The organism is Exiguobacterium sp. s16, assembly GCF_018618115.1.
In the GTDB taxonomy this organism is placed as follows: Bacteria; Bacillota; Bacilli; order Exiguobacteriales; family Exiguobacteriaceae; genus Exiguobacterium; species Exiguobacterium mexicanum_A.
Genome location: NZ_JACSLM010000002.1, coordinates 589,475 through 608,046, shown reverse-complemented (window position 1 = coordinate 608,046; position 18,572 = coordinate 589,475). Strand labels below are relative to the sequence as shown.

Genomic DNA, 18,572 nt, shown 5'->3' with positions numbered 1-18,572 from the left:
AAAATGTATCGTACTTGTATAATTGTACCGGTACAATTATACTTGACGTGTACGATTCATCATTGGTATCTCGAACAAGGAGGAACAAATATGAAGACATTACCAAAAGACTTTCTATGGGGTGGCGCTCTTGCCGCGCATCAATTTGAAGGCGGCTGGGACGCCGACGGGAAAGGACCGAGTGTCGTTGATGTGTTGACGGCAGGCGCCCACGGTGTCGCACGTCGCATCACAGACAAGGTCGAGCCGGACGAGTTTTATCCGAACCATGAGGCCATTGGCTTCTACCACCGTTATAAAGAAGACATCGCGCTCTTCGCCGAGATGGGCTTGAAGTGCCTCCGTACCTCAATCGGCTGGAGCCGGATCTTCCCGAACGGCGACGATGCAGAGCCGAACGAAGCCGGTCTACAATTCTACGACGACTTGTTCGACGAGCTATTGAAGCACGGCATCGAACCGATCATCACGTTGTCGCATTTCGAGATGCCACTCCACCTCGCGCGTGAGTACGGCGGGTTCCGCAACCGTAAAGTCGTCGACCATTTCGTCCGTTTCGCCGAAGTGTGTTTCGACCGTTACAAAGACAAGGTCAAATACTGGATGACATTCAACGAGATCAACAACAAGATGGACGTCAACAACCCGCTCTTCTTATGGACGAACTCAGGTGTCATCGTCGAAGACGGGGAGAACGCCCGTGAAGTGATGTATCAGACGGGACATCACGAATTGATTGCGAGTGCGCTCGCCGTCGCGAAAGGGAAAGCAATCAACCCGGACTTCGAGATCGGGGCGATGGTGTCTCACGTGCCAATCTACCCATACTCGTCGAACCCGGACGACGTCATGCTCGCCGAAGAGATGATGCGTCAGCGCTACTTCTTCCCTGACGTGCAAGTGCGCGGGGTCTATCCGAGCTACGCCTTGAACGAATTCGAGCGGGAAGGTTACACGATCCCGTTCCTTGATGGAGACGAAAAAATCTTGAAGAACGGGACCGTCGATTATCTCGGGTTCAGCTACTACATGTCGACGACCGTGAAGAGTGACGTCGTCGCCGACAACAGCGGGGACATCGTCAACGGCGGTCTGCCGAACGGTGTCGAGAACCCGTATATCAAGTCAAGCGACTGGGGCTGGGCAATCGACCCGGTCGGCCTCCGCTACGTGCTCAACCGGTTGTATGACCGCTATCAAATCCCGCTCTTCATCGTTGAGAACGGATTCGGGGCAGTCGATGAGATCGTCGACGGGAAAATTCATGATGCGGCCCGCATCGACTACTTGAAGGCACACATCGAGCAGCTGAAACAAGCGGTCGTCTATGATGGTGTCGACTTGATTGGTTACACACCGTGGGGCATCATCGACATCGTCTCGTTCACGACGGGTGAGATGAAGAAACGGTACGGTATGATTTACGTCGACCGTGACAATGAGGGCAACGGCTCGATGGAGCGGATGAAGAAAGATTCGTTCGATTGGTACAAGCATGTGATCGAGACGAACGGGGAAGCGCTCGCCTACGAGCCTTCGAAATAAACGACGATACCTCCCAGAGACGACCGTCTTCAGGAGGTATTTTTCTGTGCTTATGTTGTTTTTGGTTTGACCGCTACCCACACTTCGCTATAGACGTTGTCTGATGGTCCGTCATGCTTCGTGAACGAGATGCTCGGCAAGTCGGCCAGCTCGTACCCAGACGTCGGTAGCCATTCGGCATAAGTCTTGGCCATCGTCTCCTGCAGCGTTTCCGGGAACTGGCCGGTATTTGGGAAGACGGCCCATAGGTTCGACTCGATTGTAATCTGTTCAAGGTCTTCATACGGATTGTGTTGCGTTGTCGCAAAGCCAATCATGTGCGTCAGTGAACCTTGTTCGTCCAAATAGCCTTCATCGAAGTCGTATGATACGTTGAGCACTTGGTGCGGATAGAGGTCCGCCAACTGATGCATCTCGCTACGCTGTTGCTCCGTGATGGACTGTGCCAACGCGACAATTGAATGGTTCACCCCTTCAAACTGAATCGGGACGCGTTTCGACACGCCGACGACGTTGAAGGAAGGTTTTTGTTCTAGTTTGAATTCCATCGAGATTCCTCCTTTGATGTCGATAAAGAATGTGAATTTCGGGAATGACTTTTGTATCTTGTTCTTGATCACTTCTGACGGTAAAAAGCCGCACCAGTCTCGAAACGCCCGCGAGAAGCCGTCGACGGATTGGTATCCATACATATAGGCCACGTCCGTGACCGATTTGCCATGAATCAAGTCCTTATTCGCTTCGGATAATCGACGGTTTCGGATGTATTCATTGAGCGTCATCCCGGCCATGTACGAAAACATGCGTCGAAAATGATAGTCCGACACTCCGACGATGCGGGTGATGTCCTGACTCGTGATGTCTTCTGTTAGGTGTTGATCGATATGGTCCATCAATCGGTTCAATGACTCAAGCATCTGCATTCCCTCCTTTCTGCACTCATCATACTTCGAACATCGTAAAGGGACTCGATGATTTCGATACGGATGTCATCGGATAGAAGACATCACTGGTTGTAGCCGATGAACGTTGTGAACAGGATCAGGATGATCGACGACGTCATGAGGAGGAATGCAAGCGAGCTCGCGAACACGAGAAATGCTTTGGAGAAGTGAAGACGTCGTTTCCAAATTGCGATGACAAACACCACGTTCAGCATGAGAAACAGTGCGAGCAACAGTAGCGGGAGGGCCCGGTCCTGCATCAATATAAGTAAGTCCATAACTAATCCCCTTCCTTTGCTGGTTTGTTAACAACGAAATTAGTGATGCTCGGTGAAGACGAGATACCAACAATCCTGTCCTTGCCAGACGCGTATCGTCCAACAAGATCCGTTCGGAAAATCGTCAAGAGAAAACGCATGATTAAAGGTGAGGTGGTGTTTGAATGTCATTTCCCACATTTGCTGTAGTTGGTCGAGTGGCTGTTCTTCTAACTGGATCCTCCGCGAAGAATGGTGTCGGGTGATCAAACACCTGATGGCCTCAGGACCAAATACCAACCGTTCGATAAGCTCCAAAGTAAGCGGTTCAACCATCTCGTGTTCTGAGACAAGCAAATTCCCTTGATAGAGTTGTTCATTCGTATTGTCGATATGAAACGGTGATAAGGTCAATGTGATGGTCCTTTCATTTGAACATTTTATAAATCAGGTTAGTTATCCTAATCCCTCCTATAATGAACGAGAATGGTAACGCATATCGTTTGTGATCAAGGAGGAAACAATTATGAAGAAACTACTTCGCGCGACCATCGCTGGGATCGCGTTGTTCACGCTCAGTGTCGCGCCGTCAGAGACCGTGGACGCCGCACCGAAAAAATTTAAGAATTGTACCGAGCTGAATAAGACATACAAAGGCGGGGTCGCTAAAACGAAGACGACGAAAAACAAAGGCGGGAAGACGAAGTACAAGCCTTACGCCAACAGTTCGCTGTATGAAGCGAACAAATCAAAAGATCGTGATAAAGACGGTATCGCTTGTGAACGCTAAGAGATGAGAGGACAGCCGTCCTCCGTCTCTTTTTTAGTTATTAAAGCGGTACGATATATCCCCTTCAGCATCATATCCAGCGATCGACTCAATCGACTCGATTTCGTCGACGAGCACGAACCAGACATTATTCCCGGCCTTCGTCTTCAACAGCTCCGGTTCGAACCGGTCCCCGTTCAACTCGACGACGACCCGGCTCGTCTCGCCGTGGTTCATCCCATAAAGGATCTCGTATGGGGAACATGCTGACGTATCTCCGCACGTTCGGCCATCGATTGACCATGTGAGATTTTCTTCTGACAGCGTTCGCGATGTAATCGACTCAACGCGATCGTCAATGGTAATTTCAAGCCCGATACCTTGCGTGGACATATCGTCGCTCCATTCGTCGACAGCAAAGCTGTTCTTGAAAAAGCGAAGACTCATGTCACGGTCATCAACAGGGTAGGTGAGAATCGGTTGCGCTCCATCGGGCAGCTGTGGCTGCTTCGTCGAATCAAATGCCCAGGCAACTCCGGATGATAACAACAACATGAACACGAGAATGAGGACAATCTTTTGCTGACGGTTCATGTATTCCACACTCCTTATGAGCAAAAAAATTCGTTCTAACTCTTCATATATGTATATCTTTTATTGTACGGGACGGTCTTTCATAACAGAAGAAGATATTTCCAAGTGGACACACACTTCTTCAAAAATCCGGGTATAGAATAATGACACGTGAGCAGGGTGCACTTGTCATTTTCTCTGTCGCTCTTCAGTTGTCTCAATAAGGAGGAATGCGGTGGGAAATTATCAGGTAAGACGGCGCTCGTCACCGTGGCCGGGTCAGGGATGGGGCGGGCCATCGCCAAACTGTTTGCCGAGGAAGGGGCGTGCGTCGTCGCCGTCGACATGAATGCGGATTCGGTCGAAGCGGTCGCCTCAGACATTAAAGCGAGCGGCGGGGAAGCCGTCGGTGTCGCCGGGAACGTCACGAAACAGGAAGATATCGACAAGATGGTCGAGACGGCGACGAGCACGTTCGGTTCGCTCGACATCTTGGTCAACAACGCCGGGATCATGGACAACTTTTTGACCGTCGGCGAAGTGACCCACGAAGTATGGGACCGGGTCATCGCCGTCAACTTGACTGGACCGATGAAATTGGCCCGGGCCGCCATCAACGTCATGGACAAGCAAGAATCGGGTGGCGTCATCATCAATAACGCCTCGGTCGGCGGTCTGTTCGGGACACGGGGCGGTGCCTCGTACGTCGCCTCGAAGCACGCACTTATCGGCCTGACAAAAAACATTGCCGCCACGTACGGCACGTTCAACAAGATTCGGGCCAACGCCATCGCGCCGAGCGGGGTCAATACGAATATCGGTGCCACCATCACCGCACCGAGCGAGCTCGGGATGCGTGCCATCCAAGGGGCAGGGGAGGCGCCGATGGGTGAACCGGAGCAGATCGCCAAAGTCGCGTTGTTCCTCGCCTCCGACGATTCGAGTTTCGTCAATGGCGACGTATTGAAAGCAGACGGCGGTTGGACCGCCCTGTAACGAGAAAAGCCGACACGCGTGTCGGCTTTTGTTATGTCTTCAATTTGCGAAACGCGAGCGGCGTCCGATTATGTACTTTCTTGAACGTCTGGACGAAATGGCTCACGCTCGTGAAGGCAAGCCGGTTCGCCACTTCAGCGACCGGAATGTCCGTATCACGCAACAGACGTGCGGCCCGTTGCATCCGGACGACTTGGACGTAGGCGAGCGGTGAGGTGTCTCCCCATTTCGTAAAATAGCGGCAACACTCGGCCCGGCTCAATCCGCCGACAGCAGCGATGTCTTCAAGCGACAGCTTCATCGTGTCATGGTCGTGTATATAGGAAATCATACGCTGCATGCGCTCCTGCCCATGCCGCCGTGTCACGGGTGGCCGTTGAATCCAGTAGCGCCAGACGACGGCGAGTTGCAAGGTCGCATCGAGCCATGCGAAAGCAGCGTCTTTCTTTAAATTTCTGATGATTTTATCAACCGTCTCAAGGGTGGCCTTGTCACCTGGTTCAGCCGGGTGCAACACGTGATGGCCAATCGTCTCGATGAACGGGGTGACATAGCGATCCGCGAGTGGCGCGGCCATTAAGTCGAACGGGTCGACTTGGACCATCGTCATGTGAAACGAGTCATCGGTCCGCTCGACTTTGGTGATTTGTCCACGGTCGAGTAACAATGCCATCCCGGTACGAAGCCTTGAACGGGTACCGTTAATTCTGACATCGACTTCTCCTTGCGTCACTAGCCAGATTTGAAATTGCGCAGTCATCATGAACCCGATCTCCATCGTTCGTCCGGTCCACGACTGGACATCAATCATGTTTCCTTCAACATTCATTCCCACACCTCAACAATCGAACATTTATTTCAATTTCGCACCGGATGGAGACTTCGTTCCCTCGCCACCAGGCGTCAATCCGGACATTTTGAATTCATTTCCGCGAGACGGCTCGAACGAGTTTCTTCAATATAATGGCGTCAGAAGATGAACCAACCTGTGATTCCGGCATGGACGAGGATGGCGACCGGGACACCAATCCGAAACATCGGCTTCAACGTCTTATGACGGAAGAGGCGCATCGCGAGATAGGCCCCGAATGCTCCACCAATCCAGACGAGAATGAGTAACGTTCGTTCTGAAATTCGCCATTCCCCTGATTTTGCACGGCGTTTATCGAGGAAAAATGACATAAACGCTAGTAAATTAGTCACAATGTAATATAGCAGTAATAGTTCCAAAGACTAAAACCTCCTTTCTCTTCTCTTAAGTATAGACGAAAACGGCTCAACAAAGCCATTTTTATCTGGATTGTAAAAATTCAGATTCCTCTCATCTCCGTGAAAGCTTCTGTAACTGAACTGATATCACTCTCATATCAGGCTGTAACGGCAGTGAAATATACAGGTGTTACAGTAAGGGGGCGTTAGAAAAGGGAGGAATATTCTTATGAAAAAACCACTATTGACACTAACGGCACTCGCTGGCCTTAGTTTAGGAGTCGCTGCTCCAGCTTCGGCAGCATCAACACACACAGTTCAGTCTGGAGATACACTTTACCGTATCGCCGTGAACAACAACGTATCTGTAAATGATATCAAACAAGCGAACGGCTTAAACTCTAATATGATCTATCCGAATCAAGTATTGAAGCTCGCGAAGTCAGAAGCTAAAGCTTCAAGCGCTTCAAAAACGTATACAGTTAAAGCAGGCGACACGTTGTATCGCATCGCGACAAACAACGGCGTATCTGTCAAACAGTTGATGACATGGAACGGTCTTAATTCAGATCTCATTTTCCCTGGTCAACAATTCTCTGTAAAAGGTGCTAAAGCAGCATCGGTTGCGAACAGCGCACCAGCCGCTAAACCAAAAGCATCAACATCTGCACCAGTGACGAAACAGTCTACGTCTACAACGCAAACCCAAGCTCCGGCTTCAGGTAAGACGATGACTGTGGAAGCAACGGCTTACACGCCATACTGTGCAGGATGCTCAGGAATCACGGCAACAGGAATCGACGTCCGCTCGAACCCGAACCAAAAAGTCATCGCGGTTGACCCTTCAGTCATCCCACTCGGCTCTAAAGTATGGGTTGAAGGCTACGGCGAAGCAATCGCAGGAGATACTGGTGGCGCCATCAAAGGTAACAAAATCGATATCTTGATGCCGACACGAGAGCAAGCGCTCAACTTCGGTCGTAAATCAATCACAATCAAAGTCTTAAACTAATCGATTTACCCCAAAAACACCGCAGGCGCGGTGTTTTTTTTGTGTGTCTATCCCTTTACCTGCAAACGAGCATTTCATTCTTACGAAGAATGGGTAAACAAGAGACAAAAGGAGGAAATCGAGATGGTCACGACAGAATTCATTCTAGGCATACTCGGTATCGTATTGGTCATCCTCAACGTGACGTTTGCGGTCACCATCATCTTCTTCGAACGGCGCGATATCGGGTCGACGTGGGCCTGGCTACTTGTTTTATTCTTCGTGCCGCTGCTCGGATTCTTCATCTATATCTTCTTCGGACGCTTGATCAAATCGAATAACTTCTACCAAGTCGACGAGGAACGACGGCATGAATACGCGGAACACGTCCATAACCAGTTAACTGAGCTCGACGACCATGGCGGCTTGTTCGCCAGTGATCCGCTCTTATCCAAGTATCGTCGCCTCGCCCGCTTGAACTTATCCTCCACGAATGCGCTCGTGACGTATCATAATGCAATTCAAGTCATCCATGACGGCGAGCAGAAGTTCGAGGCGTTGTTCCATGACATCGAGATGGCGACCCAGGAAATCAACATCCAATACTATATCATTCAAAATGATTCGCTCGGTCAAGCGCTCATCGAGGCACTCACGCGCAGGGCCAAGGACGGCGTCAAAGTACGTCTGCTCTATGACGCCGTCGGCTCACGGGGATTGCGACGTTCCCATTTCAAACAACTCCTCGCGCACGGCGGCGAGGTCAAATCGTTCTTCCCGTCACGTCTTGGCATCAACTTCCGTGTCAACAACCGGAATCACCGGAAACTATGTATCATCGATGGGGAGATCGGCTATATCGGCGGTTTCAACGTCGGGAATGAATACCTCGGGACGAACCGTCAGTTCGGCTATTGGCGCGATGTGCATCTACGGATGAGAGGGGAGGCGGTCCGAGAACTGCTCGAGCGTTTCCTCCTCGATTGGAACCGTGCCGTACCGACGAAGCATCGGGCCGAGAAAGAGGATTTCATTTGGCCGTCCATCCTTATTGAGACGGCCCAATCACCGGTGCAAATCGTCACATCGGGCCCGAACTCATCGACCGAGCACTTGAAAAACATGCTCGTCAAGATGATCACCGAGGCGAAAGAGACGATTTACATCCAGACCCCTTACTTCATCCCTGACGCCAGCTTCCTCGACGCCTGCCGCAACGCGCTCATGTCCGGGACGAAGATCCGCCTGATGATCCCGAACAAGCCGGACCATATGTTTGTCTACTGGGCGACGTATACGAATGCGGCCGAGCTTGTCCGCTACGGGGCCGAGGTATATACGTATGAAGGCGGCTTTTTGCACGCGAAGACGCTCGTCATCGATGGCGAGGTCACCTCGATCGGCACGACGAACATCGACGCCCGCAGTTTCCGACTCAATTTCGAGATCTCGGCGCTCGTCTATGACGAGGTCGTGGCCCAGTCTGTCATCGATGCATTCAATCGAGACCTCGCATGTGCTGACAGGTTAACGGTTGAGCGTTATGAGACACGAACGAAATGGATTCGCTTCAAAGAGAGCGTGTCGCGCCTGTTGAGCCCGATTCTTTAAAAAAAGACCAGTCAGGTGTCCCGGAAAGTCCGGTCATCTGGCTGGTCTTATTGTTTGAGCGTCTGTTTGACTTGCCGTTCGAACGCCTCGACGATCGGAGCCGGCGCTTCTTTCTCTCCGTACTCGGCCGCCTCCAGCCATGTGGCAAAGCGACTTCCTTCGGTAAATCCGATTCGTTCGAACCATTCCGAAACAGTCTCTTCGCGCTGGCGGGGATGCGCTTGTTCGAGACGTCTCCCGGCATCAAGCAGACGGACGTGCCGAGGAGCCCGTGTCGAGCGGCGAACCGAATCGGCCGCTTGATGGCGTTGCTTCGGCACCGTCACATCCTCATGGATTTCTTTTCGGCGTTGCACATAGATGAATAAAGCGATGACGCTGACGAGAACGACGAGAAACGTGACGACCAAGAATAGCGATTGATTCGTCGTCGATTCGAGTAACGTCTCGTTTGAAATCGTCTCGGCATCGATGTTCGGATTGTCCGGGACGAGGATACGGTTGACGCGATCGGTCGGATCGAGATTGACTCCGTCGAACCAACCGCCGATCCAAATCAGGATGGGCTGGATCCAGGCGACGAGATTGCCGAACAACAGCTCTTTGATGGTCCGGATGATTATCGCCAAACCGAGGCCGACCCCTAGGGCGACGACGAGCGTGGACAACATTCGTTTATAGTCACGGCGATAATACAGGCTCCGTTGCCAAAACAAGAACAAGAACGGGAAGACGATCATCGCCAGCGGCTGAGACGCCGGCGGGAACAACCAATCGACAATGAGGAAGAGCACACTTGCGATCGCATAACGGTCCGTCCAATCGAGAGTTCGGATAAAGGCGTGGACGTACGTGAACAACAGTAGCGTGATGCTCATCTCATACGAGAACAAGAGCGCGGCGATGCTCAGGGCCGTCTGCACCCCGAGCTGCCAGTTGCGCGGCAAGCGGAGCGTCAGCAGAAAGACGAGCGGAAACACGTGACCGACATAGAACGCGGCGAACACCCACCAAAGTAGTCTCATCGTCCGTCACCTCCCAGTCGTAAAATGGATTGGCTGCCGCCGTATTTAGCGACCTTCCGTTCGAACAACGACCGGGCGAGTGGGAAATCCCGTTCCGACAGGCAGGCGAGCGTCGTCATGACCTTGCGGAAATGCGTCTCACCGCTCCCCGGGGCGAGGTCATAGGTGATGCCTTCCTTCGTCAGGGTCGGGACGATCAGCCCATAGCTCGCGTTCTCTTTCTCGAAGTCGCGGCATAGCGCCGCCGCCTGCGAGATCAACCGTTCCATCTGATGGGTGAGAGCGCGCCCGTCTTTCGTCAACAAGTCGAGCACGACGACATATTCGTTCGCCTGGACGGGTTGCTCGGTCCGGGCGAGCAGTTCCCCCGTTTTCGCATAGGCCGACCAATACAGTTGTCGCATCGGCTGGCCGTGATACGGCGCCACTGACTGGAACGTCTCCGGGTCACGGTAGGCGCTATGACGGACCATCTCCTCCCCAGGTAACGTCGGAGGGCGCTTCGGAATCGGATAAGGCAGGAATTCAGGGAACACATAGCCGATGCGGTCGAGCGGGTCTTCCTTATAGAGCGAGAACATACGGAGCGGGTCACGAATCTCCATACCGATCGCCTCCATGCGGATCGGTCCGCGTCGAATCGCCTTGAGCGGGAGCGTATAGGCGACGGCCGCCTCGCGTCCGACATAGTTCTCTTGGCGCCAGAAGGCGTGTTCCTCCGACTCGACGGTCGGATGGAGATAACCCGACAATCGGACGACGCCAAGGGGCACAGGCGCCGTCGAAATCAATTTGAGCGTATACGTCTCTTCATCGTTCGGGAACAGCTTCAGTTCGTCAGTCACTTCGACGTGGACGTATTCAGCGAGCCGGAATAACAACTCCGGCATGATGAGCGCATACAGGCTGAACCCGATAATCACACTCGCGAGGAAGACGTTCCCGTATAGGGCGGCGAACACCCCGACGACGAACAAGAGCCACATATACCCGGACTCGAGGTAGCGAGGGCTGACGAGTTGCATATCACACCTCTGACGGGACCGGGATGGTCTCCAAAACGGACTTGATTAATTTGGACGGCTTCGTCTTGAGCGATGCCTCGACCGTCAAGACGATCCGGTGGCCGAGGATGGGCAGGGCGAGCGCGCGAATGTCTTCAGGCGTGACGTAATCCCGTCCGTCCATATAGGCGTGCGCCCGGGCTGCCATCGTATAGGCGAGCGTCGCCCGCGGGCTCGGTCCGACCTCGATGTCTCGGTGATGACGGAGCGCCTCGACGAAGTCGAGAAGGTAGTCTTCCATCGCCTCGTGAAACAAGACGTCACGGACGGCTTGCTGCATCTCGACAAGCTCGGTCTGTTGCAACGTGAACGGAGCCGCACTCAAATGCTCATTCCGCAGCAACCGGCGTTCCGACTCTCGTGACAGCGGAGCGAGTGACAGTTTGAATAAGAAGCGGTCAAGCTGCGCCTGAGGCAGCGGGAACGTCCCTTGCCCGTCGAACGGGTTTTGCGTCGCGATGACGAAGAACGGGTCTGGTAAACGAAGCGACACCTCGCCGAGCGTCACTTGCCGCTCCTGCATCGCCTCTAACAGTGCCGACTGCGTCCGTGGTGTCGTCCGGTTGATCTCATCGACGAGTAAAATCGACGTGAAGATTGGGCCCGTTCTCCGTTCGAACGCGCCTGTCGTCGGATTGAACAGTTCCATCCCTAAAATGTCACTCGGCAACGTGTCCGGCGTACACTGTACCCGTTGGAATGCGGCCGAGACCGAGGTGGCCAGGCTACGTGCGAGCGTCGTCTTTCCTGTCCCCGGTCGGTCCTCGAGCAGGACGTGTCCCCCGGAGAGGAGGGCGATCGTCGCCAGCTTGATCGCCTTCGACTGCCCGATCACTTGATCGTTTAAATGTGTCGTCCATTGTTGCACCATAATAAAATTCCCCCGTCTATTTTCTGATAATTAAGAAAATCATAGCACACTCGCGGTCCGAGATGGAACGCTAAAGACCAGCGCTTCAAAATATGTACGTCACGTGTGGTCAATCCGAAGAGGCCGTCTTCGCTCTTTTCTGGCTCGGGAACTTAAAAACCAAGTAATAAAGGACAATCATACTCGTGTATGGGTTTAAGGCACTGACCCATGCCGGTCCATCGAATAAAATATACGTGAGTGCGATGAGGCCGGATGCGACGAATAATAGCTTTGAGAACATAGGTGATGTCTCTCCTTTGAAGCGAAATATAGAATAAGTTGACTATACCATGTCACTTTCGCAATAACCGCCCGACAAAAAAACTGACCTGCCTGTATGAGGCAAGTCAGTCATCGTTTCGGTGTATCCAAATAGCGTTCGAAATGCCGCTCCAGCCAGTCCTGGAAGAACGACATGAACGTACAGATGCCCCAATAGATCAAGGCGACAACCAAATAGACGGTCATATAATCGAATTCCCGACCCCCGACGATTTTCGCCTTATTGAAAATCTCCGGAACCGTGATCATGGCGGCGAGCGAACTCGCTTTAATCAAATCGAGGAACACGTTCGAAAGCGGGGGGAGCGCGATTCGCGTCGCCTGCGGCAAGATGACCCCTTTGAGCGTCAGCCACTTGTTCATCCCGAGCGAGCGGGCCGCCTCGACCTGTCCCGGATCGACGGCACGGATCGCAGCCCGGATAATCTCCGCGATATAGGCCGCCGAGTTCAGACTGAACCCGATGATCGCCGCCGTCAGCGCCGCGAACTCGATGCCGATGAATGGAAACCCTGAATATAAGATGAACAGGATAATCAAAATCGGCACGCCCCGCATGAACGAGATATAGAACGTCGACGGGAACCGAAGCATCCGGGACGGTGACAGTTTCCCAAGGGCAAGCACGAGACCGAGCAACAAGCCGAAGAGCATGCTGACGAATGAGATCCAAAGCGTGTTCGGCAAACCGCCTAGCAGATAAGGGAACGAGCGCACAGCCAGGTCGACGTCAAAGATTGCTTCCCATTTCACACCTTCGAACATGACCGCTTAGTCCAATTCGACGATCGTCGCGTCGACGTCCGGTTCTACCGAGACATCGGCTCCGTTATAGAACGTTTCCGACAATTCTTTCACCGTACCGTCTTCAAGCATCTCGCCAAGGACGCGGTCGATGTTCTCTTGGAGCTCTGTATTCTCTTTGTCCATCAAGAACGCGACTTCCTGTGGGTTATAGGCGATATCCGGGTGGATCGTGATATCGAAGTCCGGGAAGAAGGCGAGGGCGAGTGTCTGAAGATAGTAGTCGTTCAAGATGACGTCGGTCCGTCCTGTCGAGACGTCACGGAGATACTGGTCGTTCGTCGCATTGTCATAGATGACTTCCTCGGCCCCATATTGACGAGCCACGTCCATGAAGACAGTTGTCGCTTCCCCAGCGGCTTTCTTGCCTTTCAAGTCCTCAAGTGACTCGATACCAGACAGGTCGCTCTTACGAACGATGGCCGTGCCGTACGTGTACTTGTATGGCGTCGAGAAGGCGAACTTCTCTTTGCGGTCCTCTGTGACCGAGATATCGTTTGCTGCGACATCGACTTGTCCGTTTTGGACACTCGTCAACATGTTGTCGAACGCCATCTCTTTGAATTGGACCTTAAGGTCGAGACGCTTCCCGATCTCTTTCATGAGCTCGACGTCAAACCCCGTCAACGTATCGCTATCTTCTTCCCGGAACGAAGCGGGGTAGAGCGTCCCTGCCGTACCGACCGTGAGCGTACCGTCTTCTTTGATTTCGTCCCAGCGCGAAGTTTCGGCCTGATCGGTGCTAGAATCACCACACGCCGCGAGCGGGACAGCCAATAATAGGGATGCTGCCAAACCTTTTGTCATACGTTTCATTCAAGTTCCTCCTTAAGTTATCATCTGTCTAAAAATAGCATGACATACGCTTACAGGCAACTCCTAAGAGCGTATAAACAGTCTTAATGTTATATTTGAAACATTAATCCATTAAGCGCTAACATGTTGATGAATGAAGGATTCAATCGAATGACACAGTTTATTAATTGTGGTGAAACAGATGAATGGATGTCGGTTTGAACAATACGGTTTAAGCGAAGATATCATCGTGTTGATCAGCCGACTCCCACGCATGTGAACGTCATTAATTAACGTATGATAGATAGTGAAGGATTATTTGGAACATATCAAAATGAGGAGAGGAGGGCACACATGGAGAAATGGGAAAGATGGACCGCCAATCCAGAGATACCGGATAAACTATATCTGCAGGCGCTAATTGATGATAAAGACGGATTAAGACTCATGTTTACCGATGCGCATGAAAACACACATACATTCTTGTTTGACGGACTTGTATTGTCGTATCGAAATACAGACGAAGGAACGCTTATTAGAACGCTAGAACATTTATACAAACATCATGACCCTGATTTTTTTGGCGACTGGACACTCTTTAAAGTGACCGATTCCAGCTATTTAAAATGGTTAGCTGAAGAATCAACAAACATTTACGAAACGGTTTATAATATTCAGCATTACGTGTTCCTGACATCAAATGATATAATTGAAGTGTTGTCGACAGAACCACCGACTTTGATTTCATGATCGCCACTTTATGGCTAGTCTAGTGAGACCATTTGGTTCTGGCATGGAGCGGTCATTACATATGAAGGGAGAAAGATGCAATGGAAGAAGCCCCGAACATCTCGATCAAACCGTTAGATGAGTATTCCATCAGCGTCGTGAACGAAGCCAATAATCCGTTTCCAGTCATCGGAAAAATCATTCCGAGCTTTTGTGACAGGGTTTGGACGTATGAGGAACAGTTATATGAAAAATCCCATGAGACGAGCTTTCCGGACGATTCACTGGACTGGTATGCATACATCAATCGTGAGGACAAACAAGTATTCTTGGCGTTCGACGAGACGACATGTATCGGACAAATCCGTATGGTGAAAGACTGGACCCGTTTTGCGTATATCGAGAATATCGCGGTGCGAGCGAGCTATCGGAACAGCGGACTCGGACATTTACTGATGGAAGCTGCGGAAACGTGGGCAAAAGAACAATCGTTGCTTGGATTGTCACTGGAAGCGCAGAACGATAACGTGATCGCGTGTCGATTTTATGCAAAAGAAGGGTTCGCGCTCGGCGGCGTGGATACGCTCAAACAGACCGGCAATCCGAACATCGACATGACGTTGTATTGGTACAAGATTTTCTGATTTTCTCGAGAGGAGAGACGTCACATCTGACATCGATTTTCTCTTTTTTTCTTCTAGTTAACATAACATATATTATCAGTAAAAATAAAACTCCGTCTCAATTCTTTAGTATACTTAAAGTAGTGAGACGGAATGTGAAATTTGCCGAAAGGGATTCAAGTTCGCGTAAAACGGATCAATGTGACGCCCGGTTCGGGTTCAAACTCGGCACTCGGTTCGAACCCGAGCTTCGTGTACAGTTTTTTGGCCGGTCCGTTATGTTTGCCGGTGTGCACATAGACGAGTTTGTCCTCGTGCAAGCTGAGCACGTGTTCGAGCAACGTCGTCGCAAGTCTCGCCCTGAAATATCGAGGATCGATGCACAGTTTTGTGACCTCGACCGTGTTCTCAGCCGCTTCGATCGTGATAAAGCCAATCAACCGCCCGTCGTTATACAAACCGTAGCTCGTACCGGGCAGATTCTGGATCACCTCGACCGTCTCATAACGCGCTGGGATCTCATCGAAGCCGATTAGCTCGGCCTCGACCGCATAAGCGTTTCGTTGAATCTCGAGCATTTGCTCGGCCAGTTGATAATCTGTCGTCTGAATCTCGCGTAATTCCACCTGTGAGCACCCCCGGATTATCGTAAAAATAGACGTGCTTGCTTGCGTTTGGCCCGCTTCAGTGCCAAATAGAGCCGATGTGTCCCGGCGACTGGTTGCCCATGACCGACGAATGTACGTTGCGGTGCGAGATCGATCAACTTCTCCGCCTGCTCTAACGCTGCACGCTTATCCCATGTCGCGATACCCGGCAGCGGGAACAACGGACGAACGTCCCCTGCCACGGCGACTCCCCCACGCGTCTGAAATGCATCTCCCGCAAACAAAATCCGCTCCTTTTCATCGAAAAAAGCAATCGAACCAGGGGTATGACCCGCTGCCGGATAAACCCGTAAGCCGAACAGCCGCTCACCTGGGTCAAGCAATTTATCCGGCAAAGAATGGATTTTCGGGAGAGAACCCTTCAGTTTGAGAGCCCGCTCGTCCGGGTCAGTCGTCCGGTCCCCTTCAAGGAGACGGGCGTCGCGCCTCGAGACGTACAGCTCGGCATGAGGATGGGCTTTCAAAATCGTATCGACACCGCCGACATGACCCCCATGGGCATGCGTCAACAAGATAGCGAGAAGCGGGCGTTCGAACGTCTCGATATACGCTAAAATCGCTTCCGCGTTCTGCGCGAGCCCTGTATCGATCAAGACAAGCCCGAGCTCACGTTCAATCAGTTGGACGTTGATGGGTAAGATGGGTGCGAAAAACGTCAGTTGATGGACGTGATCAAAACGTGTGACTTTCATGGAATCCCCTCCCCTTAATCGAATAACGTGGTCCAATCTTCTTGCCAACGGGCCTCAAAACACATATAGAGCTGCTCTCGCGTGTTCCGCGCAAGTGACAAAGGTGGTAAGGCGTCTCGTGTAAAGAACGCAACCTCGCTCGTCTCATGACTAATTTGCGCCTCTCCACCAATCAACTCGCATTCGATAAACAGTTTATAGTAATGCTGCGACAACGGCGGATGGTCGTGATGATGCATGTCGAACAAGGCAAGCAGCCGAATCGGTGCGACGTCGAAACCGGCCTCTTCCTCGATCTCTTTGATGATGTTCTCTGCCGGGGACAGTCCGATCTCACAAAAGCCGCCCGGAAGCGTCCAAAGTCCGTCTGACCTTTCCTTGACGAGTAACACTGCGTCATCCTTGAAGACGACGCCTCGGACGTCGAGCTTCGGTGTCGGATAACCATCGACGTGGGTCAATTCGGTGATTTCATGCAAAGCAAGATTAGATTGTTGCTCGAACATCTCGGTTGCGATTCGTTGGAGTTCGAGGTAACGTTCTCGATCGAACTCGTCTTTCGTAAACGTCAAGCCAGCCTGTGACAGCGCCTGTAGCCGCTTGGCCCAATCGAGCCACTGTGACATACGTATCCCCCCATGATTTGTCCTCCTGTCCCATTCGCCAAAAGGGATCGTTGTTCCTTTTAGAAATACCCGCTCCTAAGAGAAACTAATGTGACATGGAGTTGAAAAAATCAGCTGATGCCTCCGTGTTATACTGGATAGAGAATAAAATCAAGGGAGGTTGGACATGCCGATTTCACTGTTATCCCAGTTCAAAGCAGACTTGGACGGCTATACCGAGCGGCAGCTCCGTTATCAGGCAGCAGCAGACGTTTGGTCAATCGGGCAGATGTACGACCATATCATCGTGGTGGCCGAGGAATATGCGGACGAGATTGAACGGTGTCTCGCTTCCACTGAAGAACAACCGCTCGGGAAGACCGAGTTCGGTGAACGATTGTTCCGGATGGGTGGTTTCCCACCGGTCAAAATCCGCTTACCTGATGAGATGAACAAACCCCCGAACAACACGGACAAGCGCGAGACGCTCGAACGACGAATCGACGAGTTATCTGCACGCTTGAACCGCCTTGAACCGCTCGCCCGCGAGGCAAACCCTGACGTCAAAGCCCGACATGGCGGTTTCGGTTGGCTGAACGCCCAGGAATGGTACGACCTCATCGAGATGCATAGCCGTCATCATTTGCGCCAACAGGCCGATTTGGAGCGCTATCTCATTGAGGCTGGAATCTAAAATGCAATCAAAAAGAGACGCCTAGAGCGTCTTTTTGTTCATTCCTCATAATAATAGCTTCCCGTGAACGGATAATCTCGCTCGTTCCGTTCGCACCAGTCGAGAAAACTCTCATTTTCCGACTCCGCATGAGTGTAAGCCACCCAATCCGCCAGCAAGTCGCTATAGAGATTTAGTTCCGCCTCATAATCCGCTCGTTTTTCCTCGCTTAATACGGATTGGTTCAGCTTCCTCGCTTCTAAGATGATCTCTCTATCCTCATCAACCTCACTGAGATAGAGGTCTTCATTAATGTGATGAAACGCAAACCAGAGTGCATGGACTTTTTGATCCATGAGCGCTTCGACGGCAATCTGTTCGCCTAGCCCACCGAGTGCGAATGCCTGTTCATACTCTTGTAGCCAGCGATAAGGACGAGGGTCATTCGGGAAACGCTGCTTCCACTCATGAAGGGTCGGTTGTAGTACATTCGTTACGAGCGAATACACGAATATATTATAGGAGTCATCTGGGTCGGAAGATTCGTTATGCGTGTATAGCCAGGCAACGAATTCCTGTCGCTGATCAAAATTCCATGTCTCTACCGTCTTAAGAAACGGTGTCATGGCGGCAAGTGCCTGTTTTCGTAACCCTCGACTCTTCAATTCACAAAATGTGCGGAACTCCGGATAATTGTTCATGTTTGGATCGTTCAGCAAATCGTGCATGGAATGTTCTCCTCTTTAGTGGATTCAATCTCTTCTATTCCCTCTAGTATATCGAAACCAAAAACCCCTGCACAAC

23 protein-coding genes are annotated in these 18,572 nt (G+C 51.6%); 8 read left to right on the top strand and 15 right to left on the bottom strand.

Annotated features, from left to right (window positions below; all coding sequences use genetic code 11):
• The first annotated feature begins 90 nt into the window (after window positions 1-90).
• Complete coding sequence (bglA, locus tag KNP86_RS06630; protein ID WP_214753314.1) at window positions 91-1,545, top strand: 6-phospho-beta-glucosidase BglA; 1,455 nt, start codon at window positions 91-93, stop codon at window positions 1,543-1,545.
• Between the two features lie 50 nt (window positions 1,546-1,595).
• On the opposite strand, the gene KNP86_RS06625 is transcribed toward bglA, so the two are convergent.
• Both KNP86_RS06625 and KNP86_RS06620 read right to left on the bottom strand, forming a co-directional pair.
• On the bottom strand, window positions 1,596-2,462 hold the full coding sequence (locus KNP86_RS06625) for an AraC family transcriptional regulator (protein ID WP_214753312.1): 867 nt from the start codon (window positions 2,460-2,462) through the stop codon (window positions 1,596-1,598).
• A gap of 89 nt (window positions 2,463-2,551) precedes the next feature.
• On the bottom strand, window positions 2,552-2,767 hold the full coding sequence (locus KNP86_RS06620) for a hypothetical protein (protein ID WP_214753311.1): 216 nt from the start codon (window positions 2,765-2,767) through the stop codon (window positions 2,552-2,554).
• A 505-nt stretch (window positions 2,768-3,272) separates the two neighbouring features.
• On the opposite strand from KNP86_RS06620, the gene KNP86_RS06615 reads away from it, so the two are divergent.
• Window positions 3,273-3,536 carry an excalibur calcium-binding domain-containing protein gene (locus KNP86_RS06615; RefSeq protein ID WP_138859434.1) on the top strand — a complete coding sequence of 88 codons (264 nt, stop codon included), beginning with the start codon at window positions 3,273-3,275 and terminating at the stop codon, window positions 3,534-3,536.
• A gap of 33 nt (window positions 3,537-3,569) precedes the next feature.
• Here the strand turns inward: KNP86_RS06615 and KNP86_RS06610 are convergent, their stop codons facing one another.
• Window positions 3,570-4,109, bottom strand: a complete 540-nt coding sequence (locus KNP86_RS06610) for a hypothetical protein (protein ID WP_214753309.1) — start codon at window positions 4,107-4,109, stop codon at window positions 3,570-3,572.
• A gap of 165 nt (window positions 4,110-4,274) precedes the next feature.
• On the opposite strand from KNP86_RS06610, the gene KNP86_RS06605 reads away from it, so the two are divergent.
• Window positions 4,275-5,084, top strand: coding sequence for a glucose 1-dehydrogenase (locus KNP86_RS06605; RefSeq protein ID WP_285800900.1), 810 nt, complete (start codon window positions 4,275-4,277; stop codon window positions 5,082-5,084).
• A gap of 31 nt (window positions 5,085-5,115) precedes the next feature.
• On the opposite strand, the gene KNP86_RS06600 is transcribed toward KNP86_RS06605, so the two are convergent.
• Together KNP86_RS06600 and KNP86_RS06595 are read right to left on the bottom strand one after the other, a co-directional pair.
• Window positions 5,116-5,913 carry an AraC family transcriptional regulator gene (locus KNP86_RS06600; protein WP_214753307.1) on the bottom strand — a complete coding sequence of 266 codons (798 nt, stop codon included), beginning with the start codon at window positions 5,911-5,913 and terminating at the stop codon, window positions 5,116-5,118.
• A 140-nt stretch (window positions 5,914-6,053) separates the two neighbouring features.
• Complete coding sequence (locus KNP86_RS06595) at window positions 6,054-6,314, bottom strand: DUF1294 domain-containing protein (protein WP_251130438.1); 261 nt, start codon at window positions 6,312-6,314, stop codon at window positions 6,054-6,056.
• Window positions 6,315-6,522: 208 nt separating this feature from the next.
• On the opposite strand from KNP86_RS06595, the gene KNP86_RS06590 reads away from it, so the two are divergent.
• Together KNP86_RS06590 and cls are read left to right on the top strand one after the other, a co-directional pair.
• Window positions 6,523-7,305 carry a LysM peptidoglycan-binding and 3D domain-containing protein gene (locus KNP86_RS06590; RefSeq protein WP_214753306.1) on the top strand — a complete coding sequence of 261 codons (783 nt, stop codon included), beginning with the start codon at window positions 6,523-6,525 and terminating at the stop codon, window positions 7,303-7,305.
• A 123-nt stretch (window positions 7,306-7,428) separates the two neighbouring features.
• Complete coding sequence (cls, locus tag KNP86_RS06585) at window positions 7,429-8,895, top strand: cardiolipin synthase (RefSeq protein WP_214753304.1); 1,467 nt, start codon at window positions 7,429-7,431, stop codon at window positions 8,893-8,895.
• A gap of 47 nt (window positions 8,896-8,942) precedes the next feature.
• Here cls and KNP86_RS06580 read toward each other — a convergent pair whose 3' ends face one another.
• The 6 genes from KNP86_RS06580 to KNP86_RS06555 form a co-directional block, all read right to left on the bottom strand.
• Window positions 8,943-9,920 (bottom strand): hypothetical protein, encoded by a 978-nt coding sequence (locus tag KNP86_RS06580; RefSeq protein ID WP_214753302.1) that lies wholly within the window; start codon window positions 9,918-9,920, stop codon window positions 8,943-8,945.
• On the bottom strand, window positions 9,917-10,945 hold the full coding sequence (locus KNP86_RS06575) for a DUF58 domain-containing protein (RefSeq protein ID WP_214753301.1): 1,029 nt from the start codon (window positions 10,943-10,945) through the stop codon (window positions 9,917-9,919). The genes KNP86_RS06580 and KNP86_RS06575 overlap by 4 nt, the downstream gene beginning before the upstream one ends.
• A gap of 1 nt (window position 10,946) precedes the next feature.
• The gene (locus KNP86_RS06570) at window positions 10,947-11,855 is read right to left on the bottom strand and encodes an AAA family ATPase (protein ID WP_214753299.1); all 909 of its coding nucleotides are present in this window, start codon (window positions 11,853-11,855) and stop codon (window positions 10,947-10,949) included.
• Between the two features lie 109 nt (window positions 11,856-11,964).
• Window positions 11,965-12,138, bottom strand: a complete 174-nt coding sequence (locus KNP86_RS06565; RefSeq protein WP_214753298.1) for a hypothetical protein — start codon at window positions 12,136-12,138, stop codon at window positions 11,965-11,967.
• 110 nt (window positions 12,139-12,248) lie between these two features.
• Window positions 12,249-12,944 carry an amino acid ABC transporter permease gene (locus tag KNP86_RS06560; RefSeq protein ID WP_214753296.1) on the bottom strand — a complete coding sequence of 232 codons (696 nt, stop codon included), beginning with the start codon at window positions 12,942-12,944 and terminating at the stop codon, window positions 12,249-12,251.
• Window positions 12,945-12,950: 6 nt separating this feature from the next.
• The gene (locus KNP86_RS06555) at window positions 12,951-13,799 is read right to left on the bottom strand and encodes a transporter substrate-binding domain-containing protein (protein WP_214753294.1); all 849 of its coding nucleotides are present in this window, start codon (window positions 13,797-13,799) and stop codon (window positions 12,951-12,953) included.
• Between the two features lie 333 nt (window positions 13,800-14,132).
• On the opposite strand from KNP86_RS06555, the gene KNP86_RS06550 reads away from it, so the two are divergent.
• Together KNP86_RS06550 and KNP86_RS06545 are read left to right on the top strand one after the other, a co-directional pair.
• On the top strand, window positions 14,133-14,528 hold the full coding sequence (locus tag KNP86_RS06550) for a hypothetical protein (RefSeq protein ID WP_214711377.1): 396 nt from the start codon (window positions 14,133-14,135) through the stop codon (window positions 14,526-14,528).
• Between the two features lie 80 nt (window positions 14,529-14,608).
• Entirely contained in the window at window positions 14,609-15,151 is a 543-nt protein-coding gene (locus KNP86_RS06545; RefSeq protein WP_214753293.1) for a GNAT family N-acetyltransferase, read from the top strand.
• 155 nt (window positions 15,152-15,306) lie between these two features.
• Here the strand turns inward: KNP86_RS06545 and KNP86_RS06540 are convergent, their stop codons facing one another.
• Genes KNP86_RS06540 through KNP86_RS06530 form a run of 3 tightly spaced genes read right to left on the bottom strand, consistent with a single transcriptional unit; the run spans window position 15,307 to window position 17,116 of the window.
• On the bottom strand, window positions 15,307-15,756 hold the full coding sequence (locus tag KNP86_RS06540) for a GNAT family N-acetyltransferase (RefSeq protein ID WP_214711375.1): 450 nt from the start codon (window positions 15,754-15,756) through the stop codon (window positions 15,307-15,309).
• 17 nt (window positions 15,757-15,773) lie between these two features.
• On the bottom strand, window positions 15,774-16,490 hold the full coding sequence (locus KNP86_RS06535; protein ID WP_214753291.1) for an MBL fold metallo-hydrolase: 717 nt from the start codon (window positions 16,488-16,490) through the stop codon (window positions 15,774-15,776).
• 14 nt (window positions 16,491-16,504) lie between these two features.
• Complete coding sequence (locus tag KNP86_RS06530) at window positions 16,505-17,116, bottom strand: NUDIX hydrolase (RefSeq protein WP_034777626.1); 612 nt, start codon at window positions 17,114-17,116, stop codon at window positions 16,505-16,507.
• 166 nt (window positions 17,117-17,282) lie between these two features.
• Between KNP86_RS06530 and KNP86_RS06525 the strand changes: the two genes are divergently transcribed.
• Window positions 17,283-17,789 (top strand): DinB family protein, encoded by a 507-nt coding sequence (locus KNP86_RS06525; protein ID WP_214753289.1) that lies wholly within the window; start codon window positions 17,283-17,285, stop codon window positions 17,787-17,789.
• A 38-nt stretch (window positions 17,790-17,827) separates the two neighbouring features.
• Here KNP86_RS06525 and KNP86_RS06520 read toward each other — a convergent pair whose 3' ends face one another.
• Complete coding sequence (locus KNP86_RS06520) at window positions 17,828-18,496, bottom strand: hypothetical protein (RefSeq protein ID WP_214753287.1); 669 nt, start codon at window positions 18,494-18,496, stop codon at window positions 17,828-17,830.
• Window positions 18,497-18,572 lie beyond the last annotated feature (76 nt).

Excerpts from the sequence above, each read along its gene's own strand:
- KNP86_RS06530 (WP_034777626.1), bottom strand. The coding sequence starts at position 17,116 with ATGTCACAGTGGCTCGATTGGGCCAAGCGGCTACAGGCGCTGTCACAG.
- KNP86_RS06565 (WP_214753298.1), bottom strand. The coding sequence starts at position 12,138 with ATGTTCTCAAAGCTATTATTCGTCGCATCCGGCCTCATCGCACTCACG.
- KNP86_RS06615 (WP_138859434.1), top strand. The coding sequence starts at position 3,273 with ATGAAGAAACTACTTCGCGCGACCATCGCTGGGATCGCGTTGTTCACG.
- KNP86_RS06550 (WP_214711377.1), top strand. The coding sequence starts at position 14,133 with ATGGAGAAATGGGAAAGATGGACCGCCAATCCAGAGATACCGGATAAA.
- KNP86_RS06575 (WP_214753301.1), bottom strand. The coding sequence starts at position 10,945 with ATGCAACTCGTCAGCCCTCGCTACCTCGAGTCCGGGTATATGTGGCTC.
- KNP86_RS06590 (WP_214753306.1), top strand. The coding sequence starts at position 6,523 with ATGAAAAAACCACTATTGACACTAACGGCACTCGCTGGCCTTAGTTTA.
- KNP86_RS06535 (WP_214753291.1), bottom strand. The coding sequence starts at position 16,490 with ATGAAAGTCACACGTTTTGATCACGTCCATCAACTGACGTTTTTCGCA.
- KNP86_RS06525 (WP_214753289.1), top strand. The coding sequence starts at position 17,283 with ATGCCGATTTCACTGTTATCCCAGTTCAAAGCAGACTTGGACGGCTAT.
- KNP86_RS06625 (WP_214753312.1), bottom strand. The coding sequence starts at position 2,462 with ATGCTTGAGTCATTGAACCGATTGATGGACCATATCGATCAACACCTA.
- bglA (WP_214753314.1), top strand. The coding sequence starts at position 91 with ATGAAGACATTACCAAAAGACTTTCTATGGGGTGGCGCTCTTGCCGCG.
- KNP86_RS06600 (WP_214753307.1), bottom strand. The coding sequence starts at position 5,913 with ATGAATGTTGAAGGAAACATGATTGATGTCCAGTCGTGGACCGGACGA.
- KNP86_RS06580 (WP_214753302.1), bottom strand. The coding sequence starts at position 9,920 with ATGAGACTACTTTGGTGGGTGTTCGCCGCGTTCTATGTCGGTCACGTG.
- cls (WP_214753304.1), top strand. The coding sequence starts at position 7,429 with ATGGTCACGACAGAATTCATTCTAGGCATACTCGGTATCGTATTGGTC.
- KNP86_RS06610 (WP_214753309.1), bottom strand. The coding sequence starts at position 4,109 with ATGAACCGTCAGCAAAAGATTGTCCTCATTCTCGTGTTCATGTTGTTG.
- KNP86_RS06570 (WP_214753299.1), bottom strand. The coding sequence starts at position 11,855 with ATGGTGCAACAATGGACGACACATTTAAACGATCAAGTGATCGGGCAG.
- KNP86_RS06520 (WP_214753287.1), bottom strand. The coding sequence starts at position 18,496 with ATGCACGATTTGCTGAACGATCCAAACATGAACAATTATCCGGAGTTC.
- KNP86_RS06620 (WP_214753311.1), bottom strand. The coding sequence starts at position 2,767 with ATGGACTTACTTATATTGATGCAGGACCGGGCCCTCCCGCTACTGTTG.
- KNP86_RS06560 (WP_214753296.1), bottom strand. The coding sequence starts at position 12,944 with ATGTTCGAAGGTGTGAAATGGGAAGCAATCTTTGACGTCGACCTGGCT.
- KNP86_RS06545 (WP_214753293.1), top strand. The coding sequence starts at position 14,609 with ATGGAAGAAGCCCCGAACATCTCGATCAAACCGTTAGATGAGTATTCC.
- KNP86_RS06555 (WP_214753294.1), bottom strand. The coding sequence starts at position 13,799 with ATGAAACGTATGACAAAAGGTTTGGCAGCATCCCTATTATTGGCTGTC.